General features: G+C 61.0%; 21 protein-coding genes. 9 read left to right on the top strand and 12 right to left on the bottom strand.

Features of this window, described 5'->3' with window-relative positions; genetic code table 11:
- The first annotated feature begins 108 nt into the window (after positions 1 to 108).
- Together LCH65_RS06180 and LCH65_RS06175 are read left to right on the top strand one after the other, a co-directional pair.
- The gene (locus tag LCH65_RS06180; RefSeq protein ID WP_002554192.1) at positions 109 to 798 is read left to right on the top strand and encodes a heavy metal response regulator transcription factor; all 690 of its coding nucleotides are present in this window, start codon (positions 109 to 111) and stop codon (positions 796 to 798) included.
- The gene (locus LCH65_RS06175; RefSeq protein ID WP_003370316.1) at positions 777 to 2,165 is read left to right on the top strand and encodes a heavy metal sensor histidine kinase; all 1,389 of its coding nucleotides are present in this window, start codon (positions 777 to 779) and stop codon (positions 2,163 to 2,165) included. Before LCH65_RS06180 ends, LCH65_RS06175 begins: the two co-directional genes overlap by 22 nt.
- A 19-nt stretch (positions 2,166 to 2,184) precedes the next feature.
- On the opposite strand, the gene LCH65_RS06170 is transcribed toward LCH65_RS06175, so the two are convergent.
- Positions 2,185 to 2,853, bottom strand: a complete 669-nt coding sequence (locus LCH65_RS06170; RefSeq protein WP_011268396.1) for a polysaccharide lyase family 7 protein — start codon at positions 2,851 to 2,853, stop codon at positions 2,185 to 2,187.
- Positions 2,854 to 3,388: 535 nt separating this feature from the next.
- On the opposite strand from LCH65_RS06170, the gene LCH65_RS06165 reads away from it, so the two are divergent.
- From LCH65_RS06165 to LCH65_RS06145, 5 genes are read left to right on the top strand one after another with little or no spacing between them, the layout of a single operon-like run.
- A complete protein-coding gene (locus tag LCH65_RS06165; protein ID WP_226439234.1) occupies positions 3,389 to 3,841 on the top strand; it encodes a MarR family transcriptional regulator in 453 nt (150 codons plus the stop codon).
- Positions 3,838 to 5,925, top strand: a complete 2,088-nt coding sequence (locus LCH65_RS06160) for an FUSC family protein (protein ID WP_003370307.1) — start codon at positions 3,838 to 3,840, stop codon at positions 5,923 to 5,925. The genes LCH65_RS06165 and LCH65_RS06160 overlap by 4 nt, the downstream gene beginning before the upstream one ends.
- Positions 5,922 to 6,131 (top strand): DUF1656 domain-containing protein, encoded by a 210-nt coding sequence (locus tag LCH65_RS06155; protein WP_003315925.1) that lies wholly within the window; start codon positions 5,922 to 5,924, stop codon positions 6,129 to 6,131. Before LCH65_RS06160 ends, LCH65_RS06155 begins: the two co-directional genes overlap by 4 nt.
- Positions 6,128 to 7,012, top strand: coding sequence for an HlyD family secretion protein (locus LCH65_RS06150; RefSeq protein WP_003344172.1), 885 nt, complete (start codon positions 6,128 to 6,130; stop codon positions 7,010 to 7,012). Before LCH65_RS06155 ends, LCH65_RS06150 begins: the two co-directional genes overlap by 4 nt.
- Complete coding sequence (locus LCH65_RS06145) at positions 7,009 to 8,442, top strand: efflux transporter outer membrane subunit (protein ID WP_003370304.1); 1,434 nt, start codon at positions 7,009 to 7,011, stop codon at positions 8,440 to 8,442. The genes LCH65_RS06150 and LCH65_RS06145 overlap by 4 nt, the downstream gene beginning before the upstream one ends.
- Positions 8,443 to 8,462: 20 nt before the next feature.
- Here LCH65_RS06145 and LCH65_RS06140 read toward each other — a convergent pair whose 3' ends face one another.
- Positions 8,463 to 9,005, bottom strand: a complete 543-nt coding sequence (locus tag LCH65_RS06140; RefSeq protein WP_072366902.1) for a GNAT family N-acetyltransferase — start codon at positions 9,003 to 9,005, stop codon at positions 8,463 to 8,465.
- A gap of 234 nt (positions 9,006 to 9,239) precedes the next feature.
- Here LCH65_RS06140 and LCH65_RS06135 point away from each other — a divergent pair, with 234 nt between their 5' ends.
- Positions 9,240 to 10,073: an ion transporter gene (locus LCH65_RS06135; RefSeq protein WP_003370300.1), complete on the top strand. Its 834-nt coding sequence runs from the start codon at positions 9,240 to 9,242 to the stop codon at positions 10,071 to 10,073.
- Positions 10,074 to 10,176: 103 nt separating this feature from the next.
- Positions 10,177 to 11,175: a sulfate ABC transporter substrate-binding protein gene (locus LCH65_RS06130; RefSeq protein ID WP_058397967.1), complete on the top strand. Its 999-nt coding sequence runs from the start codon at positions 10,177 to 10,179 to the stop codon at positions 11,173 to 11,175.
- Positions 11,176 to 11,234: 59 nt separating this feature from the next.
- Here LCH65_RS06130 and LCH65_RS06125 read toward each other — a convergent pair whose 3' ends face one another.
- From LCH65_RS06125 to ccmA, 10 genes are read right to left on the bottom strand one after another with little or no spacing between them, the layout of a single operon-like run.
- Positions 11,235 to 11,642, bottom strand: a complete 408-nt coding sequence (locus LCH65_RS06125; protein WP_003370296.1) for a hypothetical protein — start codon at positions 11,640 to 11,642, stop codon at positions 11,235 to 11,237.
- 11 nt (positions 11,643 to 11,653) lie between these two features.
- The gene (gene ccmI / locus LCH65_RS06120; protein WP_003370294.1) at positions 11,654 to 12,847 is read right to left on the bottom strand and encodes a c-type cytochrome biogenesis protein CcmI; all 1,194 of its coding nucleotides are present in this window, start codon (positions 12,845 to 12,847) and stop codon (positions 11,654 to 11,656) included.
- A complete protein-coding gene (locus tag LCH65_RS06115; RefSeq protein WP_074808734.1) occupies positions 12,844 to 13,314 on the bottom strand; it encodes a cytochrome c-type biogenesis protein in 471 nt (156 codons plus the stop codon). Before LCH65_RS06115 ends, ccmI begins: the two co-directional genes overlap by 4 nt.
- Positions 13,311 to 13,847 (bottom strand): DsbE family thiol:disulfide interchange protein, encoded by a 537-nt coding sequence (locus LCH65_RS06110; RefSeq protein ID WP_187810170.1) that lies wholly within the window; start codon positions 13,845 to 13,847, stop codon positions 13,311 to 13,313. The genes LCH65_RS06115 and LCH65_RS06110 overlap by 4 nt, the downstream gene beginning before the upstream one ends.
- Positions 13,844 to 15,817, bottom strand: a complete 1,974-nt coding sequence (locus LCH65_RS06105) for a heme lyase CcmF/NrfE family subunit (RefSeq protein WP_226439233.1) — start codon at positions 15,815 to 15,817, stop codon at positions 13,844 to 13,846. Before LCH65_RS06105 ends, LCH65_RS06110 begins: the two co-directional genes overlap by 4 nt.
- Before the next feature lie 3 nt (positions 15,818 to 15,820).
- A complete protein-coding gene (gene ccmE / locus LCH65_RS06100; protein ID WP_003370285.1) occupies positions 15,821 to 16,288 on the bottom strand; it encodes a cytochrome c maturation protein CcmE in 468 nt (155 codons plus the stop codon).
- Positions 16,285 to 16,461: a heme exporter protein CcmD gene (ccmD, locus tag LCH65_RS06095; protein WP_226439232.1), complete on the bottom strand. Its 177-nt coding sequence runs from the start codon at positions 16,459 to 16,461 to the stop codon at positions 16,285 to 16,287. Before ccmD ends, ccmE begins: the two co-directional genes overlap by 4 nt.
- A complete protein-coding gene (locus LCH65_RS06090) occupies positions 16,458 to 17,261 on the bottom strand; it encodes a heme ABC transporter permease (protein WP_226439231.1) in 804 nt (267 codons plus the stop codon). Before LCH65_RS06090 ends, ccmD begins: the two co-directional genes overlap by 4 nt.
- A gap of 54 nt (positions 17,262 to 17,315) precedes the next feature.
- On the bottom strand, positions 17,316 to 17,987 hold the full coding sequence (ccmB, locus tag LCH65_RS06085; RefSeq protein ID WP_065349480.1) for a heme exporter protein CcmB: 672 nt from the start codon (positions 17,985 to 17,987) through the stop codon (positions 17,316 to 17,318).
- Entirely contained in the window at positions 17,984 to 18,625 is a 642-nt protein-coding gene (gene ccmA, locus LCH65_RS06080; RefSeq protein ID WP_032609920.1) for a cytochrome c biogenesis heme-transporting ATPase CcmA, read from the bottom strand. Before ccmA ends, ccmB begins: the two co-directional genes overlap by 4 nt.
- Between the last annotated feature and the right edge of the window lie 33 nt (positions 18,626 to 18,658).

Genomic DNA, 18,658 nt, shown 5'->3' with positions numbered 1-18,658 from the left:
TGACCGGGCAATGACATTTTTGTCATTCGCCGGACACCTTGTCGGCAACTGGTTAGACTCCGGCATCGGCGCACCATGGGTGCAGGCAAAAGCGTAGCGGACAAAACGATGCATATCCTGCTGATTGAAGACGACACCAAAACCGGCGAGTACCTGAAGAAGGGTCTGGGTGAGTCCGGCTACAAGGTGGACTGGACCCAGCACGGGGCCGACGGCCTGCACCTGGCGCTGGAAAACCGCTACGACCTGATCGTGCTGGACGTGATGCTGCCAGGCATCGACGGCTGGCAAATCATCGAAGTACTGCGCGCCCGGCAGGACGTGCCGGTGCTGTTTCTCACCGCGCGCGACCAGTTGCAGGACCGGATTCGCGGCCTGGAACTGGGCGCCGACGATTATCTGGTCAAGCCATTTTCCTTCACTGAACTGCTGCTGCGCATCCGCACCATCCTGCGCCGGGGCGTGGTGCGCGAGGCGGACCATTTTCATCTGGCCGATCTGGAACTGGACCTGTTGCGCCGCCGGGTGACGCGTCAGCAACAGGTTATCGTGCTGACCAACAAGGAGTTCGCCCTGCTGCACCTGTTATTGCGCCGCGAAGGCGACGTACTGTCCAGGGCACAGATTGCCTCGGAAGTCTGGGACATGAATTTCGACAGCGACACCAATGTCGTCGACGTCGCCATCAAGCGTCTGCGCAGCAAGGTCGACCTGCCCTACCCGGTCAAGCTCATCCACACCGTGCGCGGCATTGGTTATGTGTGCGAGGTACGGCCATGCGACGCCAGCCTTCCCTGACCCTGCGCTCGACCCTGGCATTTGCTCTGGTGGCGATGCTCACCGTCAGCGGTGCCGGCCTGTATCTGTATCAGTCAATCGAGGCAACAGTGATGCAACGCAGTGACCATGCCGTGCTTGCGCGACTGGACCACTTTCGCAAGCTGCTGCGCTATGACCTGACCATGGACAACCTCAAGGGCAGCCCGCAGCTGTTCGAGAACATGCTCGACAGCGAAGAAGACATCTTCATCATCGGCGAGCCGGGCAAGTCACCGGTTATCTCCGTCAACCCGCAGCACGCGCCCTTGCCGGAACTGCCGACCGTGGCGCAGGACCAACCGCTGCGTGTCGATGACCTGCGCAGCGGCATGAGCCTGCAAGGCGTGCCGTTGCGCGCTGCTGCCGTACAGGTGATGTCCAACGGTGTCGAAGTACGTTTGCAGGCAGCGCATTTGATGGTCAAGGAAATGGCCATGCTCGCCAGCTTCCGTCAGCGCATCTATATAGCCGTGGCCCTGGCGTTTCTGATCACCGCAGCCCTGGGTTATGTACTGCTGCGTCGCGGCTTGCGTCCACTGCGAAGAATGGCTGCCCATGCCGCCGCAATCACCCCGGCCAGCCTGCACAAACGCCTCGACAGCCGTGATACGCCCGTCGAGCTGCAACAATTGAGCGACGCCTTCAACGCCATGCTTGACCGTCTGGACGATGGCTACCGACGCCTGATGCAGTTCTCTGCCGATCTGGCCCACGAAATCCGCACACCGGTCGGTTCGCTGATGGGCCATTGTCAGGTTGCCTTGCGCCAGAACCGCAGCGCCGATGAATATCAGGCGCTGCTGGCCTCCAATCTGGAAGAGCTGGAGCGCATCTCGCGGCTGGTGGAAAGCATCCTGTTTCTGGCACGGGCGGACGAAGCCCAGGCCGCTCTGGAGCGTCAGTCGCTGGATCTGCATGATGAACTGCAACGGGTTGCCGGCTATTTCGAAGGGCTGGCCGAAGAACGCAACCTGACCCTGAGCCCCCACGGACAAGGTACGTTGCAGGCCGATCCGATTTTGCTACGGCGTGCATTGAGCAATCTGGTCGCCAATGCGATCCGCTACGCCGATGAAGACAGCGAGATTCTGATGCAGGTGACGGCTGTGGACGGGCACTGGAAGATCGATGTGGAGAACCGTGGACCGGTGCTGCCGGAAGCCACCCTCGCACGCTTGTTCGATCGTTTCTATCGCGGTGATGCCTCACGCCATGAGCGTTCGGATTCCAACGGCCTGGGGCTGGCGATCGTCACGGCAATCATGCAACTGCACGGCGGTCGGGTCGAAGTCGCTCAACCCGCCGTCGGCAGAATCTGCTTCAGTCTGATATTCCCGGCGGCCTGAAGCCTGCGGCGCGAAAGGATCAATTCTTTTTCTCGTGGGCAATGGCCAGCTTGTAGAACGTGGCCGAGCCGCCTTCCGTGGTGTAGCCGGTGTTGTCCTGGGTGTAGACCCCTGCCTTGAAATAGAACAGTTTGCTGGCCCAGGCTGAATCCAGCTTGGCGTACCAGACTGCGTCGAAGGCATTCACCGTCAGATCGCCAGACGGCGATAGGTTGATGGTGTAGTTGAACTGCTTATTGAGCGGCACACCCTGGGCGATGTTGATGACCTCGATTTCCGAGTCCGGCGTACGACGAAACTTGGCGACGATATTGCCGGTCTGCAGCTTCTCCTTGTACTGATACTCCACCTTCAGCAGCGGTTCGGTGCTCTGGTAGCAGTGAATCTGACCGATCACGATCTTGCCGCTGGAAGGCACCTGATCGACTTCCAGTGTCGCGCGCAGAAAGTTGTCGGCACTGGAGTAGGCCCAGTTGAAGACTCTTCCGTCCGACGTCGTCTCGCGCAATTCGGAACGCGGGTACTTGGCGTTTTCGGTGGTTGAACCCGTCACCGGTGCCCAGAAGAACAGCGTATCCCCGGACTGGAAATAGCCATCCCGATAGCCCTTTACCAATTTGGGGGTTTCGATGATGGTCGCAGGGCTTCCGACAGGGACGGAGAGATTCCAGGTAGCAAGGTCGATCATGGCGTAGCTCGCAAGGTGCGCATCGCGCACCAACTGAATGGCTCTGGAACGGGTGTGCTGGCCCGTTTGGTCATCCAGACTATCGGCTGAATCGTTTATTTTTTAAACAGCATCGACAATGCTTTGGCGTCAACAAAACGTCTAAATATAGCCGATGCCATCATTGCGATATCAATTGTTGCGATGAAGCTATGTGCCACCACCAAGCTGCAAGCGTTGATTAACGTGAAGAAGTGTTTTGCGAAGCGCGTCATTTTTTTGAATGTATCGAGGCCGATACAGCGCAAAAAGCCGCAAATTACCGACAGACGGTAGCAATTATCTTCATGGAAAATGAACTTATGGCACTTGAAACTGACAAAGGCGCCCCTTCATCAACGCTGCGCTGCCTCGAAATACGCTTTCGCCGGGTTAAAAAAGCGCCTCCGCCGGGCGGCTTCGGGTTGACTGTAAGCAGTTGTTACGAGATATTAGTTAGCAAGCTATTTATCTCCCTGCTAACAATATCGCTCCTAACTAAATTCCTGGTGTTTCCATGTCTGTCGAATCCCTGCATCGGACAATCAGCTGTGGCCTGGTGGCCGCGTCTCGCCAATGGCGACGCATCTGCCAGAACACGCTGGTGACCTATGGCATTTCCGAAGCCTGCGCAGGTCCGTTGCTGGCCATTGCGCGTCTGGGCGATGGCGCACATCAGGTGAAAGTCGCCCAGGCGGCTGGCATGGAGAGCCCGACGCTGGTGCGTCTGCTCGACCAGTTGTGCAAGGCCGATATCGTTTGCCGCACTGAAGACCCGAATGACCGCCGCGCCAAGGCCTTGAGCCTGACTCGCAAAGGTCGCGCACTGGCCTGCTCCATCGAAGCCGAGCTGACCCGCTTGCGCGCCGAAGTGCTGCAAGGTCTGCAGCCTGCCGATCTGGAGGCCACCTTGCGTGTGTTACAGGCCTTTGCTGATGCGGCGCAGCGCGAACACGGGGGCCAGGCTTGAACGGATTTTTCTCCAGCGTTCCGCCGGCACGTGACTGGTTCTACGGTGTGCGCACCTTCGGCGCGTCGATGCTGGCGCTGTACATCGCATTGTTGATGGAAATGCCCCGCCCCTACTGGGCGATGGCCACGGTGTACATCGTCTCCAGCCCCTTCGTCGGCCCGACCAGCTCCAAGGCGCTGTACAGAGCGGCCGGGACGTTGGCCGGTGCAGCGGCGTCGGTGCTGCTGGTGCCGATGTTCGTACAAACGCCCTTGTTGCTGGCCATCGTGGTCGGGCTGTGGACCGGGACCCTGTTGTTTCTGTCCCTGCACTTGCGCACCGCCAACAGCTACGCCCTGATGTTGGCCGGCTACACCATGCCGCTGATTTCGCTGCCGGTGGTCGACAACCCGCAGGCTGTGTTCGACATCGCGGTGTCGCGTACCGAAGAGATTTTTCTCGGCATCATCTGCGCCGCCGTCGTAGGTGCGATGTTCTGGCCCAGGCGCCTGGCACCTGTGTTTCAGGCCACCACGGAGAAATGGTTCAGTGATGCCGCGACCTACAGTCAGCGCTTTATCAGCCGTACCTGTCAGCCCGAAGAAATCGGCACGCTGCGCAATTCGATGGTCGGCAGCTTCAACTCGCTGGAAATGATGATCGGCCAGTTGAGCCACGAAGGCGCCCGTAAGCAAACCGTGCGCAACGCCAATGAACTGCGCGGCCGGATGATCCACCTCTTGCCGGTCATCGATGCGCTGGATGACGCGCTGTGGGCGCTGGAGCGGCGCACGCCCGAGCTGCTGGCCAGCATCAAGCCCTTGTTGCAAAAGGCTTGTGACTGGCTCGAAAGCACTGCCGACGCGCCGCAGTTGGAAGGATGGCAACAGTTGCACCACGACTTGCAGAGCCTGCAACCAGATTCCGCGCAACTGGACGATCGCGATCAACTGCTGCTATCCAATACGCTGTTCAGGCTGGGTGAGTGGATCGACCTGTGGCTGGATTGCCGAACCCTGCAATACGCGATCAAGACCGACGATCAGTCACAGTGGCGCGCGGTCTATCGCCACTGGCGCCTGGGCCGGTTGACCCCGTTTCTCGACCGCGGCCTGATGCTCTATTCGGTGACTTCGACAGTACTGGCGATCATTGCTGCGTCGGTGTTATGGATTCTGCTCGGCTGGAAAGACGGCGCAAGTGCCGTGGCACTGGCAGCGGTGTCGTGCAGCTTCTTCGCTGCCATGGACGACCCTGCTCCGCAAATCTACCGGTTCTTCTTCTGGACCCTGCTCTCGGTAGTGTTCGCCAGCCTGTACCTGTTCGTGGTGCTGCCCAACCTGCATGACTTCCCGATGCTGGTGCTGGCCTTTTCCGTGCCGTTCATTTGCGTCGGTACCCTGACCGTGCAACCGCGCTTCTTTCTCGGCACGCTGCTGACCATCGTCAACACCTCGTCGTTCATCAGCATCCAGAGCGCTTATGACGCGGACTTCATGAACTTCCTCAACTCCAACCTGGCGGGTCCTGCCGGGCTGTTGTTCGCCTTCATCTGGACCCTGGTGTTCCGCCCGTTCGGCGTCGAACTGGCCGTCAAGCGTCTGACCCGTTTCAGCTGGCGTGACATTGCCAGCCTCAGTGAAAACGCTTCTCTGGCCGAACACCGGCGCATGGGCGTGCAAATGCTCGACCGCCTGATGCAGCAATTGCCGCGCCTGACGCTCACCGCTCAGGACACCGGGATTGCCCTGCGTGAGCTGCGCGTCGCGCTGAACATGCTCGACCTGCTGGCCTACACCCGCCGCGCCACGCCTGCGGCTCAGGTATTGCTGCGTCAGGTGATCGACGAAGTCAGCGGCTATTTCAAACAGTGCCGCAAGGCCGGTGAACGACTGCCCGCGCCCAGAGGCCTGCTGATGGCCATGGACCGCGCACGCCGTTCACTGACCGATCAGGAGATGGGCGACAACCCGGCCCGACTGCACCTGCTGCATGCTCTCAGCGGCCTGCGCCTGGCGCTGCTGCCGGGGGTCGAGATCGTCACCGTGGGCGGGGAACTGACCGAACAACTGCCGCATAACATCGATGGAGCGCCCCTGTGATCGGTGATCTGGATATCAGCGGGATCTTCATCCCCACGTTTCTGGCGATGATGGGCATCGCCTATCTGCTGTTTCTTGTCGTGCATGCGGTGCTGTCGCGTGCCCACTTCTACCGTCTGGTCTGGCACCGGGCTTTGTTCAACGTAGGTCTATACGCTTTGTTGCTCGGCGCCGTGGATACTCTAAGTCGATACCTGATGACATGAAAAAACCGATACTGACACTGGGCCGCGTGGTCCTGACCCTGCTGGTTGTCACCCTGGCCGCCGTGGTCGTATGGCGCATGGTGATGTATTACATGTATGCACCGTGGACGCGCGACGGGCATATCCGCGCCGACATCGTGCAAATCGCACCGGACGTCTCCGGGCTGATCCAGAAGGTCGAAGTCACTGACAACCAGCCCGTGCACAAGGGCCAGGTCCTGTTCACCATCGATCAGGACCGCTTCCGTCTGGCACTGCGCCAGGCGCAGGCGACGGTCGCCGAACGTCAGGAAACCTGGGAGCAGGCACGCCGTGAGAACAAACGTAACCGTGGCCTGGGCAATCTGGTCGCCCGCGAACAACTGGAAGAAAGCCAGTCACGCGAAGCCCGAGCCCTTTCCGCACTGGGCGAATCAAAGGTTGCAGTGGACGCCGCGCAGTTGAACCTGGATCGCTCGGTAATACGCAGCCCGGTGGACGGCTACCTCAACGACCGCGCGCCCCGCGAACATGAGTTCGTCACTGCCGGGCGTCCAGTGCTTTCGGTGGTTGATTCGACGTCGTTCCACATCGACGGCTATTTCGAGGAAACCAAGCTCGATGGCATCCATGTCGGCCAGGGCGTCGACATCCGCGTCATCGGCGACAACGCGCGGCTGACCGGCCATGTGGTGAGCATCGTTGCCGGTATCGAAGACCGCGACCGCAGCAGTGGCTCGAACCTGCTGCCCAACGTCAACCCGGCTTTCAGCTGGGTGCGTCTGGCGCAGCGGATTCCAGTGCGGATCGCCTTCGATGACGTGCCCGCCGACTTCCGCATGATTGCCGGACGTACCGCGACGGTGTCGATCATCGACGACACGCAGGAGCGCAGCCGATGAAACGTGCTTTACGCGTGGCCGCGCTCGGCTTTACCGCCTTGCTGTCGGCCTGCCAGATGGTCGGCCCGGATTACCGGTTGCCCAAGGAGGGCGCGATCAACCGTCCGGACCTGCAGGGTGAACTGGCGGGCCGCTCGGTCAACACGGTTTCCGCCCCGGTGCCGGCGCACTGGTGGCGTCTGTATCAGGATGCGCGGCTGGATGAGCTGGTGCGCCAGGCCATCGCTTCCAATACCGACCTGCGCATCGCCGCCGCCAACCTGCAGCGTGCTCGCTATCAGACCTCGGAAGCCGAGGCGGCTGGCGGCTTTACCAACGGCGCGAAGATCGGCGCTCAGCGCGTGCAGGAGTCCGGCGAGGCGTTTCTGCTGACCGACAAGGTGCCGGTGGCCAATGTCGGCGACGTGGGTCTGACCACTTCGTACCAGTTCGATCTGTTCGGCACCTTGCAGCGTGGCATCGAGGCGGCGCAGGCCAATGTCGATGCCAATCAGGCGGCGGTGGATACGGCACGTATCACAGTGGTCGCCGATGTGGTGCGCGCCTACACGCAGATTTGTGCCGCCAACGAAGAGCTCGATATCGCCCGCGAATCGCTGGACCTGCAACAACAGAGCGTGACCCTCAACCAGCGCCTGCGCGATGCCGGGCGTGGCGATGAAACCCAGGTCACTCGTTCGCAGACGCAGTTCAAGTCATTGCGCGCCGAAATGCCCCGTTACGAAGCGCGCCGTCAGGCCGCGATGTTTCGCCTGTCGATGTTGCTGGCCAAACCTGTCGAGCAACTGCCCGCCGGGGTAAGCGCCTGCAACCAGTTGCCGCAGATTGCGCAGGTCATTCCTGTGGGCGACGGAGCAGCACTGCTCAAACGCCGCCCGGATGTGCGTCAGGCTGAACGCCATCTGGCGATGTCGACTGCCGAGATCGGCGTTGCCACCGGCGAGTTGTATCCGGACATCAGCATCGGCGCGAGCATTGGCACCACCGGCCTGATCGAGAACCTCGGCAAACCGGCGGCCAATCGCTGGGGCTTCGGCCCGCTGCTGAACTGGACCATCCCTTCAAATGGCTCGCGCGCCCGCATCCATCAAGCCGAAGCCTCGGCGCAGGCGGCCCTTGCGCGCTTTGATGGTGTGGTGCTCAACGCCATCCGTGAAACCCAGACTGGCCTGGCGCAATACACCGCCCTGCTCGACCGCCGCGACGCCCTCAGAGAAGCCGAGCAATCTGCCAAAGAAGCGGCTGACCAGACGCACCGCTTCTATCAGGCCGGGCGCGCCTCGTTCCTCGCCGACCTGCAAGCCACGCGCACTTACACCGACGTACGCGCGCAGATGGCAGAGGCCAACACGCAGGTGGCGATGGGTCAGATCAATCTGTTTCTGGCTCTCGGCGGCGGCTGGGAGAAGGATGACGTGGCGCAGCAGTAGGATGCGCGTTCGCCACGCCATCAGGCGTGGTTCGGATTGATCAGTGCTCTGAGGACATGATTTTCCCAGACACCGGCAATTTTCAGGTAGGCGCGCGCGTGCCCTTCCTTTTCGAAGCCGAGTGATTGCAGAAGTCGCTCGCTGCGTACATTGGCTGGCATGTGGCTGGCCATAATTCGATGCAGCCCCATCTGTTCGAAACAGTAGCGATTGGTGACTTCCAGCGATCTTTTCATCAAGCCACGCCCCTGAGCGGTTTCTGCCAGTGAGAAGCCGAGGTTGCAGGCCTGGAAAGCGCCTCTCACGATGTTGGTGTAGCTGCAGCGTCCCAGCAATTCGCCGCCCGGAGCTGTTATGAGGAAAAAGACCGCGCTGCCGGTCTGCATGCTTTCCCATTGCTGCTGGACCCTTGATCGGGTGTTTTCGAGGATGAAATAGTCATCGTCCCTTAGCGGTTCCCAGGGCTGCAGATGCTGGCGATGGGTGTTTTCATAACGGCTGATCAGCTCGGCATCATCAAATGCCAATATCCTGAGAGAAAAGCCTTCGCCTGCATACTGCATGTTTACTCCCCGTGTCAGTCACTACCCGGATTATCGTTCACACGCTCCAGCGTGGGAATGTAGTTCGTGATGCACTGCGTCACACGGCGGTTCTGCGATATCAGGTGGATTGGGGGTCGGCTCAGGTCACCTTTACGCGGCTGTAACGACCTCTTCGCGAGCAAGCTCGCTTGTGTGCTTGCACTTGCCGATCCATGCTCCTAGGCTCACCCGATCTTTGATTCGGGAAGCACCATGGACAGCTCTCTCAGCCGCCGCGAGCGGTTGCATATTGTTATTTTCGAGGCCAATACGCCTGCCGGGCGGATGTTTGACAAGGCGGTGCTGGTCGCGATTCTGCTCAGTCTGCTGGTCACTATCATCGACAGCATCGAGAGTATTCATCGTGATTACGCGATGCTTTTCGCATGGATCGAATGGGGCTTTACGCTGATGTTCGCCATCGAATACATCCTGCGCCTCTATTGCTCGCCACGGCCGCTGAAGTACGCATTCAGTTTCTACGGGCTGGTGGACCTGCTGGCCATCGTGCCCGGCGTGCTGTCGATCTATTACAGCGATGCGCAATACCTGCTGATCGTGCGGATCATCCGTATGCTGCGGATCTTCAGGGTGCTCAAGCTCGGCACCTACCTGCGCCAGGCCAACTATTTGCTGGCGGCGCTGCGTGGCAGCAAGCAGAAGATCATCGTGTTTCTGGTCACCGTGTCTACACTGGTCACGGTGTTCGGCACGCTGATGTACGTGATCGAAGGCCCAGAGCATGGCTTCACCAGTATTCCCAAGGGCATTTACTGGGCTATCGTGACCCTGACGACGGTGGGCTTTGGCGATATCGTGCCCAAGACCCCGCTCGGCCAGATGCTCTCTTCGCTGGTGATGATTACCGGCTACTCAATCATCGCCGTGCCTACCGGGATATTCACCGCCGAGCTGGCCAATGCCATGCGCGGCGAGCAACTGAAACACGACTGCCCCGTGTGCTCGAAAAACCTTCACGAGCATGGCGCGGCGTTCTGCTCAAGATGTGGCAATCAATTGTTCAAAAAAACCGAGCACAAGGCATAAGCAAAGATCTTTTCGGTCTTTAAACCGCAGGCGCGATGCTGATAGTGTCGCGGCATTACGCCATCAGGCTTGTCACACGACTCTTCATCTCAAGGACCCTGCAGTGAATAAACTCTTCGCCGCCTCGCTACTGGCCGCCGGCCTGGCTTTTGCCAGCGCTGCCCAGGCAGCTCCAACGCTGCTCAACGTCTCTTATGACGTGATGCGTGATTTCTACAAGGACTACAACAGCGCCTTCCAGAAACACTGGAAAGCCGAGAAGAATGAAGAGGTGACCGTGCAGATGTCCTTCGGCGGGTCGAGCAAGCAGGCGCGCTCGGTCATCGACGGGCTGCCGGCTGACGTGATCACCATGAACATGGCCACCGACATCAACGCCTTGGCCGACAACGGCGAGCTGGTGCCGAAAGACTGGGTCAGCCGCCTGCCGAACCACAGCGCGCCCTTCACGTCGGCCACGGTGTTCATTGTGCGCAAGGGCAATCCGAAGGCCCTCAAAGACTGGCCGGACCTGATCAAGGATGGCGTGGAAGTCATCGTGCCCAACCCGAAAACCTCGGGCAACGGTCGCTACACCTACCTCTCGGCATGGGGTTACACCCTGAAAAAAGGTGGCGATGAAGCGGCGGCGAAGAAATTCGTCGGTGATCTGTTCAGCCATGTGCCGGTGCTTGATACCGGCGGCCGTGGCGCGACCACGACATTCATGACCAACCAGATCGGCGACGTGCTGGTCACCTTCGAGAATGAAGCGGAAATGATTGCCCGCGAATTCGGTCGCGATCAGTTCGAAGTGGTTTATCCCTCCGTGTCGGCAGAAGCCGAGCCACCGGTGAGTGTGGTCGACAAGGTCGTGGACAAGAAAGGCTCCCGCCTCCTGGCTGAGGAATACCTCAACTACCTATGGTCCCCGGAGGGCCAGGAAATCGCTGCCAAAAACTACCTGCGCCCACGTGATCCGGCGGTGCTGGCCAAGTACACCGATCGCTTCCCGAAAGTGGACTTCCTCTCGGTGGAGAAAACCTTCGGTGACTGGCGCACGGTGCAGAAGACCCATTTCATCGATGGTGGGGTGTTCGACCAGATCTATCCGGGTAAATAAGCCGCTCAGGCAATGCAAAACGGCGACCTTCGAGGTCGCCGTTTTTGTTGAAGCCTGAATCATTTACTGAACTGTTTGCCCAGCCCTGCCGGTACACCACTGACATCGGTCGCCTGCCACGGACCGTTGGGGCTGGTTGCCCAGCTCCAGCCGTCATTCCACTGGTAATAGGTGCGCTGGCGATAGAAAGTGTTGGGCTGATCGTCCATCACGTACACGCCCAGGCGCGGGTCCCAATGGCTGCCGCCACCCGGTGGCGGCGCGAAGCTGGCCGAGGTCTTCGGCGCTGCGGCAGGTGCCTTGGCAGGCTCCGAAGGTGCGGTACTCGGACGCGGCGCGCCGGGCTGTTGGCCACCCGGCAGGTTAAGAATCGGATCCTGACTGTGAGGCGGTGCCGGATGCTGGACAGCACAGGCACTCAGGCCAACGACCAGACCCAACAAGGTGATGCGTGCGGTACGGTACATAAGCGATTTCTCTAGTTATCCGGACTGTCGATGGTCAATGCCTGCTGCGCCGCAGTATCACTGGCCAGAGGCTGACTGCGGCCGACCCACTCACCGGTGGTTGGCTGCCCCGCGCGAGACACTCGCGCAACCAGTTGGACTTGCGCGAAGTTCGACAGGTTCAGTTGCGGCATCATCGCATCGGCATCGCTCAGTTCCACGTCGGCAGGCAAGTCCGCCACGGTAATGCGTTTGACCGCCAGAGGTGCCGCCGGGCCATTGATGGCGCGGGCGAAGATGAACACGCTGTCGCTCGGCCTTACTTTGCCTTGAAGCCCGGGAGCCAGCTCGACATGAATTTTTATCGACTTCGCCTTCACTGCTGGCGCCGCGTCTGCAGCGCGTTTGGCAAGGTTATCTCTGGCGCGGGCAATGCCGCCTTCCAGTGCCGAACGCGACGCGTCATCTGCGGGCAGTGCGGCAAGTAACCGGGTCCAATAATCCACGGCCGCCTGATAGCGCTGTGTTTCGAACGCGGCAATCCCGAGCAGGCCAAGGCTGGTAACTTCCCTGGGGTCAGCCTGCAGCGCTTCGTCGGTCAGCGCCTGCACCTGTGGCGTGAAGTGCTTGTCGCGGGCGAAATACAGCGCCTGAGCCCATTGCCCGAGCAACTCGGGCTGCCTTCCGGCCAGCGCCACCGAACGCTCGAACATCTGCGCGGCATCACCGGGGCGGTTCTGCGCCATATAGCTGCGCGCCAGAAAATAGAGGTTTTCGGCGGAATCCGGCTGAGCCTGCACGCTGCGCTCAAGGCGCTGGGTCATGTCTGCCAGCGAGGTCGGTGGTCGAGCGAATTCGCGACTCAATTCAACCCGGTCACTGGCACCCAGTTGAAGATAGCCCGCCAGTCCCAACACCGGGACCAGCACCGCAGCCAGCACCAGCAAGGGCTTGCCCAGACGCGATGTCCGGGCAGGCTCTGCGCCTTCGGTGTCGGCGAGCAGCTCGCGCGCTGCTTCGGCACGTGCAGCCTGCAATTGCGTCGTCAACAACACGCCCTGCTCGTGCTGAACCTGTAACTCGCTCAGTCGCTCCTGATACAACGCCACGTTCAGAGCCGTGCGGTCTTCTTCCCGTTGCGCGCGATGGCCGCGCAGCAGCGGAATCAGCAAAAAGCTCAGCGCGACCAGCAGCAACAGCCCGGTTGCCATCCAGAAATCGATCATGGCCGGTGCTCATCCAGCAAGGTGGCAAGACGCTGCCGCTCATCTTCGGAGAGTCCGTCGGCCTGTGCGGATTGTGCCTTGCGGCGGCGGCCAACGATAAGCCCGATCACCACAAGCCCGCCGACCAGCAGGCAGGCCGGCCCGAACCACAGCAGCCAGGTACGCGCAGTCAGGCTCGGTTTGTAGCGAACGAAATCGCCATAGCGATCGACCATGAAATCGATGATCTGCTGATTGCTCTGCCCTTCGCCCAGCATGCGGTAGATTTCCTTGCGCAAATCGGCGGCAATCGGCGCATTGGAGTCGGCGATGTCCTGGTTCTGGCATTTCGGGCAGCGCAGCTCTCTGGTCAGTTCGCTGTAGCGCGCGCGCTCGGCGTCGTCGCGAAAGGCATAAGCGTCGATGGCCGCGTGAGCAATACCGGAACACAGCATGCCGAGCAGGACGATCAACAGACAGCGCTTCATGGCCGCGCCTCATCGACCAGTTGCTGATAACGCGCGGCAAGCTTTTCGCGCCACACCGCATCGTCGATGACCCCGACGTGTTTGTAACGGATGACGCCTTGAGCATCGATCAGGAAGGTTTCCGGCGCGCCGTACACCCCTAGGTCGAGCCCCAGAGAGCCCTCCTGGTCACGAATATTCAACCGATACGGATCATGGAATTCCTTGAGCCATTTCAGCGCGTCCGCGTTGACGTCCTTGTAATTCACGCCGTAGATCAGCACGCCCTGCTGCGCCAGCCGGGTCAGTACAGGATGCTCCACCCGGCAGGCCACGCACCAGGTGCCCCAGACGTTGACCAGCGCAGGTTTGCCGAGCAGATCGGCACGGCTCAACATCCGCTCGCCCTGCACCGCCGGCAGCGAGAACGCCGGAAAAGGCTTGCCGATCAGTGCCGAGGGCAGCTCGGCGGGGTCCAGATACAAACCGCGATACAACAACGCCGCCACGCCCAGAAACAGCACCAGTGGCAGTACCATGAACCAGCGTTTCATTGTGCAGCTCCCGACAGACCCAACGCCTCGCGCACCTTGTTCTTGACCCGGGTGCGATAACGCCGATCGAGCGCCGCCAGCACCCCGCCCAGACCGGTCAGCAGGCCGCCAAGCCAGATCCAGCGCACAAACGGTTTGACATGAACCCGAACAGCCCAAGCACCATCGCCCAGCGGTTCACCCAGGGCGACATACAGGTCGCGACTGAAACCGGCATCGATGCCCGCCTCGGTCATCATCGATTGCTGCACGGTGTAGAGGCGTTTCTCCGGGTGCAGTTCGGTCAGTTGAACGCCGTTGCGTAACACACGAACGGTGCCCCGATCCGAGGTGAAGTTCGGCCCTTCATAATGCCGGGCGCCCTCGAAGACAAAGGTATACCCACCCAGTTCGGTGGATTCGCCGGGGGCCATGCGCAAATCGCGCTCGGCGCTGTTCTGGCTCGACAGCACCACGCCCAGCGCGCACACGACAATGCCAAGGTGCGCCAGCTGCATGCCCCAGTAGCTGCGGGTCAGACTGCGTGCGCCACTGAGCAGCCCCCTGTGGCGGGTCTTGTCGAGCAGGTCGCGAACCCCGGCCAGCAGCACCCAGGCGGCAAGCATCAGAGCGGCCAGCACCGCCCACTGGAAATCGTCCAGCAGCAGACCGGCCAGCACTGCCAGAACGACGCTGCCGAGCAGTACCGGGGCCAGCATGCCGAGCAGCCATTTCAGTGGTGTGTCCTTCCAGCGCACCAGTACACCGACCGCCATGACCGCCAGCAACAGGCCCATCAACGGCACGAACAGCGTGTTGAAGTAAGGCGGGCCGACCGACATCTTGGCGCCGCTCATGGCATCGATCACCAGCGGATAAAGGGTGCCCAGCAGAATCATGGACGCGGCAACCACCAGCAACAGGTTATTGCCCAGCAGCAGGGTTTCCCGCGACCACAGACCGAACCCGACGTGGCTTTTGACCACCGGTGCGCGAATCGCAAACAGGGTCAGCGAACCGCCGACCACGAACAGCAAAAACATCAGGATGAACACGCCGCGCGCCGGGTCCGAGGCAAAGGCGTGAACGGAGGTCAGCACTCCGGAACGGACCAGGAAAGTGCCCAGCAGGCTCAGAGAAAACGCAGCAATGGCCAGCAATACCGTCCAGCTCTTGAACACGCCACGTTTTTCCGTGACCGCCAGCGAGTGAATCAGCGCAGTGCCCACCAGCCAGGGCATGAACGAGGCGTTTTCCACAGGGTCCCAGAACCACCAGCCGCCCCAGCCCAGTTCGTAATACGCCCACCACGAGCCAAGGCTGATGCCGATGCCGAGAAAGGCCCAGGCCACCAGCGTCCACGGCCTGGACCAACGCGCCCAGGCGGCGTCGAGTCGGCCGCCGAGCAAGGCAGCGATGGCGAATGCAAAGGCCACGGAGAAGCCGACATAGCCCATGTACAGCATCGGCGGATGCACGATAAGGCCAATGTCCTGCAACAGCGGGTTCAGATCACGTCCGTTGGCAGGCATCTGCGGCAACAGACGCGCGAACGGGTTGGAGGTGAGGATCAGAAACGACAGAAAACCCAGGCTGATCATGCCCATCACGGCGAGGACCCGCGCCAGCATCACCTGCGGCAGTTGCCGGGAAAACACCGACACGGCGAAGGTCCAGCCACCAAGAATCAACGCCCAGAGCAGCAGCGAACCTTCATGCGCACCCCACACGGCGCTGAATTTGTAGTACCAGGGCAGCGCGGTGTTGGAGTTCTGTGCAACGTAGGCGACTGAGAAGTCGTCGACCATGAACGCGTAGGTCAGACAACCGAAGGCGAAGATCAGAAAGCTGAACTGGCCCCAGGCTGCCGGACGGGCAAGGCTCATCCACAAGCGATCACCGCGCCATGCGCCGATCAGCGGAATGATGGCCTGCACCAGCGCAAAGCAGAATGCCAGAATCATGGCCAGCTGGCCGAGTTCGGGAATCATCGGTCAACCCTGTTTGACGGGTGTGGAAGACGCAGCCGGTGCCGCCTGACCGCTGTCACGCAGCGCCTTGGTGACCTCGGGGGGCATGTATTTCTCGTCATGCTTGGCCAGTACTTCATCAGCCACCACTACGCCCTGTGCATTGAGTTTGCCCAGCGCCACGATGCCCTGCCCTTCACGAAACAGATCAGGAAGAATGCCTCGGTAGGTGATGGTCACCGACTTGTTGAAATCGGTGACCACAAAACGCACGTCCAGCGAATCGGCCGAGCGCTGCAATGAGCCCTTTTCGACCATGCCGCCAGCCCGAATGCGCGTATCCAGCGGTGCCTCGCCATTGGCGATCTGGCTGGGGGTGTAGAACAGGTTGATGTTTTCCTGCAAAGCGCTGAGGGCCAGGGTCACGGCCAGACCGACACCGGCCAGCAGCGCGACAATGATCAACAAGCGTTTTTTGCGCAACGGGTTCACGGGCGATTCTCCCGCTTCATGCGACGCGCCTGCTGTTTCATAAACCGCTGCCGTGCCCATAGCGGCAGCGCCACGTTGACCAGCAGTACCACAAGGCACAGACCGTAGGCCGACCAGACAAACACGCCGTGGCGGCCCATGGCAAGAAAGTCGCTGAACGATGCAAAACTCAAAGCGTGTTCTCCGACTGCGCGGTTGAGTGACCCAGGCTGCGCAGTATCTCGGCCTTGACCCATTGCGTGCGCGCTTCGCGACGCAATACTTCAAGACGCATGCGCATCATCAACAGCACGCCGAACAAGCAGTAGAAACCCAGCGTGGTGAACAGCAGCGGTAGCCACATTTCAGCCGGCATGGCGGGCTTCTCGGTGAGGCTGAACGTCGAACCCTGGTGCAGGGTGTTCCACCACTCGACCGAATACTTGATGATCGGAATGTTCACCACACCGACGATGGCCAGCACCGCGCAGGCCTTGGCGGCGCTGTCGCGGTTACTGATGGCATTGCCCAGCGCGATCAGGCCGAAATACAGGAACAGCAGAATCAGCATCGAGGTCAGTCGCGCGTCCCAGACCCACCATGCTCCCCAGGTGGGCTTGCCCCAGATCGCGCCGGTCGCCAGCGCCAGCACGGTCATCCACGCGCCAACAGGTGCAGCGCAGTGCAGTGCGACATCGGCCAGCTTGATTCTCCAGACCAGCCCGACCAGCCCGCACACGGCCAGCATGACGTAACAGGACTGGGCGAGCATCGCGGCAGGTACGTGGATATAAACGATCCGGAAGCTGTTGCCCTGCTGGTAATCCGGCGGCGCGAACGCCAGGCCCCAGACCATGCCGATGACCAGCAACAGCACGGCGGCAACACTCAACCAGGGCAGCAGGCGTGCGCTGACGCGATAAAACCCTTTCGGTGAGCCGAGCGTGTGCAGGCAGGCCCAACCGATGCTGCTTTTCATGGCGTTGCTTTTCATCAGGGTACATCCAGGGTATTGAACGGCATCGAAGTCTCGATCCCGGAACCACAATTATTCGCCGATGCTGATCTTCAGGCCAGCGGCTATCGCAAAGGGTGTCAGGGTGATCGCCAGCGCCGCCAGGCTGCCCAGCCACAACAGATAGCCGGTCGTCGGCATGCCCTGCAACGCGGCCTGCAACGCACCGCTGCCCAGAATCAGCACCGGGATATACAGCGGCAGTATCAACAATGCCAGCAGCAGGCCGCCACGCTTCAACCCCACGGTCAATGCCGTCCCCAATGCCCCCAGCAGGCTGAGCACCGGTGTGCCCAGCAGCAGTGAAACCATCAACACCGGCAGGCACTGCACCGGCAGGCCGAGCATCAAGGCCAGCAAGGGTGACAACAGTACCAGTGCCAGCCCGGAAAAAACCCAGTGTGCCAGCACTTTGATCAGCACCAGAAGGGCCAGCGGGTGCGGCGAAAGGACCCACTGCTCCAGCGAGCCGTCCTCGAAATCACTGCGCAACAGCCCGTCCAGCGACAGCAGCACGGCCAGCAGCGCCGCCACCCAGACCAGCCCCGGCGACAAGGTTTGCAACAATTGCGTCTGCGGTCCCAGCGCTAGCGGAAACAGGGCGACCACGATCGCGAAGAACACCAGTGGGTTAGCCAGCTCTGCGGGACGCCTCGCCAGCAGCCGCACCTCACGGAGCATCAGCAGGACAAACACATTGCTCATGCTGACCACTGCCCCAGGTCGAGGTCCCGATAGCCCGCAGGCACCCGGCTCAGGCTGTGGTGGGTGGTCATGACAATCATGCCGCCCTGTTCACAGTGCCCGGCAAGGTGGTTTTCCAGTTGCTCGATGCCTTGGCGGTCGAGCGCGGTAAACGGCTCGTCGAGCAGCCAGAGTGGCGGACCCGGCAGATACAGACGCGCCAGCGCGACGCGACGCTGCTGCCCGGCCGACAAGGTGTGACAGGGCACGTCCTCGAAACCTGCCAGGCCGACCGCATCGAGGGCGGTGGCTATGGCGTCGGCATCGGCTGGCTGGTGCAGTGCACTGAGCCAGGACAGGTTTTCCAGCGGCGTCAGCACATCCTTGAGCGCTGGCGCATGACCGATCCACAACAGCTTGCTGCCCGGTGCCGCGGGCTCACGACCCACTGGCTGCGCGTCGAGCACTACCTGCCCGACCGTTGGCTGCATCAACCCGCACAGCAGGCGCAGCAGGCTGGTCTTGCCGCAGCCGTTGGGACCGCTGATCTGCAACATGTCGCCTGTGTGCAACTGAAGATCGAGGTTTTCGAACAGCATCCGCCCGTCCCGCTCACACGCCAGAGCCGTCGCTTGCAAAAATGGGGTGGCTGGGATCATCGAGCGTTTCCAGTGCTTTGCGTCGCGAAATGT

Origin of the sequence: Pseudomonas sp. MWU16-30316, assembly GCF_020515645.1 — a bacterium.
In the GTDB taxonomy this organism is placed as follows: Bacteria; Pseudomonadota; Gammaproteobacteria; order Pseudomonadales; family Pseudomonadaceae; genus Aquipseudomonas; species Aquipseudomonas cerasi.
Note: the sequence above shows the minus strand (reverse complement) of the source record. Positions and strands in the feature narration are given on the sequence as shown.

Excerpts from the sequence above, each read along its gene's own strand:
- LCH65_RS06180 (WP_002554192.1), top strand. The coding sequence starts at position 109 with ATGCATATCCTGCTGATTGAAGACGACACCAAAACCGGCGAGTACCTG.
- LCH65_RS06175 (WP_003370316.1), top strand. The coding sequence starts at position 777 with ATGCGACGCCAGCCTTCCCTGACCCTGCGCTCGACCCTGGCATTTGCT.
- LCH65_RS06170 (WP_011268396.1), bottom strand. The coding sequence starts at position 2,853 with ATGATCGACCTTGCTACCTGGAATCTCTCCGTCCCTGTCGGAAGCCCT.
- LCH65_RS06165 (WP_226439234.1), top strand. The coding sequence starts at position 3,389 with ATGTCTGTCGAATCCCTGCATCGGACAATCAGCTGTGGCCTGGTGGCC.
- LCH65_RS06150 (WP_003344172.1), top strand. The coding sequence starts at position 6,128 with ATGAAAAAACCGATACTGACACTGGGCCGCGTGGTCCTGACCCTGCTG.
- LCH65_RS06145 (WP_003370304.1), top strand. The coding sequence starts at position 7,009 with ATGAAACGTGCTTTACGCGTGGCCGCGCTCGGCTTTACCGCCTTGCTG.
- LCH65_RS06140 (WP_072366902.1), bottom strand. The coding sequence starts at position 9,005 with ATGCAGTATGCAGGCGAAGGCTTTTCTCTCAGGATATTGGCATTTGAT.
- LCH65_RS06135 (WP_003370300.1), top strand. The coding sequence starts at position 9,240 with ATGGACAGCTCTCTCAGCCGCCGCGAGCGGTTGCATATTGTTATTTTC.
- LCH65_RS06125 (WP_003370296.1), bottom strand. The coding sequence starts at position 11,642 with ATGTACCGTACCGCACGCATCACCTTGTTGGGTCTGGTCGTTGGCCTG.
- ccmI (WP_003370294.1), bottom strand. The coding sequence starts at position 12,847 with ATGATCGATTTCTGGATGGCAACCGGGCTGTTGCTGCTGGTCGCGCTG.
- LCH65_RS06115 (WP_074808734.1), bottom strand. The coding sequence starts at position 13,314 with ATGAAGCGCTGTCTGTTGATCGTCCTGCTCGGCATGCTGTGTTCCGGT.
- LCH65_RS06110 (WP_187810170.1), bottom strand. The coding sequence starts at position 13,847 with ATGAAACGCTGGTTCATGGTACTGCCACTGGTGCTGTTTCTGGGCGTG.
- LCH65_RS06105 (WP_226439233.1), bottom strand. The coding sequence starts at position 15,817 with ATGATTCCCGAACTCGGCCAGCTGGCCATGATTCTGGCATTCTGCTTT.
- LCH65_RS06090 (WP_226439231.1), bottom strand. The coding sequence starts at position 17,261 with ATGAAAAGCAACGCCATGAAAAGCAGCATCGGTTGGGCCTGCCTGCAC.
- ccmB (WP_065349480.1), bottom strand. The coding sequence starts at position 17,987 with ATGAGCAATGTGTTTGTCCTGCTGATGCTCCGTGAGGTGCGGCTGCTG.
- ccmA (WP_032609920.1), bottom strand. The coding sequence starts at position 18,625 with ATGATCCCAGCCACCCCATTTTTGCAAGCGACGGCTCTGGCGTGTGAG.